Origin of the sequence: Phocaeicola sp. RTP21198st1_B8_RTP21198_201120 (genome assembly GCF_040929485.1) — a bacterium.
Taxonomy (GTDB): Bacteria; Bacteroidota; Bacteroidia; order Bacteroidales; family Bacteroidaceae; genus Phocaeicola; species Phocaeicola dorei.
The window spans coordinates 1-1,087 of sequence record NZ_JBCOCI010000517.1; the positions used below are offsets into that span (position 1 = coordinate 1).

At 39.5% G+C, this 1,087-nt stretch carries 1 protein-coding gene and 1 pseudogene; both read right to left on the reverse strand.

The genetic code is table 11. The features are described 5' to 3' along the window. The coding region (locus AB5935_RS27755) for a hypothetical protein (protein WP_368328070.1) at positions 1-908 on the reverse strand (908 nt) is incomplete at its 3' end. Between the two features lie 63 nt (positions 909-971). Next, positions 972-1,087 (reverse strand): annotated as a pseudogene (locus AB5935_RS27760) (lipoyl synthase); the annotation flags it as partial.

Here is a 1,087-nt window from a genome sequence, read left to right on the forward strand (position 1 = left end):
TTCTCAAAGTGATAAACGATATTGAACTCTGGTTTGATATCTTTCTCATGCGGGAAAGCATTGTTAATCAAACGGGTGGCACCTGCCTCTAAAGATTCTCCGTAACGGAGATAACATTCCATGGGAATGTCCACTTTTCCTTTGTCCAAAATGGCTGTTGACGGTCTGTCGCAAAGGAACAGCATTCCATGAGTGGATATGGCAATTCTTATCACCGGATTGATGTATGCGTTCTTATAATTAACAGCTTCTATCGCAGGGGTTTTCCCGATCACGTCTCCTTTTGTATTCACAATAGGAACATATTCTGTGTGAGACATTAGGTGATTGAAGAAACGGATAGCTATCTGGTTGAACAGGATGCTCATAAGAAAGACAGTAGGAGGTAACACTTTATAGAGTACAAACAGACTTGTCTTACTTAGTGGGTTATGGAAAATGACGGTGATGCTGATTATAATAAAATGCAGTATTCCGAAAATCAAGGCAATGCGAGCAGATACAACGGCGGCTTCTGCTCCCTGAGCATATAAACGTTTGTTGCAAGAACCTATCTGTTTTAAGAAGTGGTTGATAAACCTTTTCTTATGCATATAAAGACTTAACATTGGAATGAGAATACTGACTTCCAGAGTAAGCGGGAGCGCACCGGGGGGAACATAATCACCAGGAATGAGAGCTGCTACGGATAATAGTGCCAGCACTCCGGTCGCTATATAGAGGATAAAATTAGGAATTAACAATCCTTTACGTCGATAAGAAAGGTATATTCCTATAATACCTATACCTGTACCGATGTAAATAGCCGTGTCTTGCGTTATAAGTTCACACAATAAAATGGAAATAATAACGGGGATAAAACCCAGCGACATGTTAAATGCGGAAGAAAGTATTCCTTTATGATCCATCTCTATATTTATGTTTATTTGTCGGTTCTATCTATAAAACAAATAGTGTATGTGTTTTGTTTGCTAACGAATATGTTTCTCTGCATGGTAGGAGGAACGAACAAGGGGAGCACTCTCTACGATGTTGAATCCTTTCTCTAAACCAACTGTTTTATATTTCGTGAATTGCAGCGGAGTGA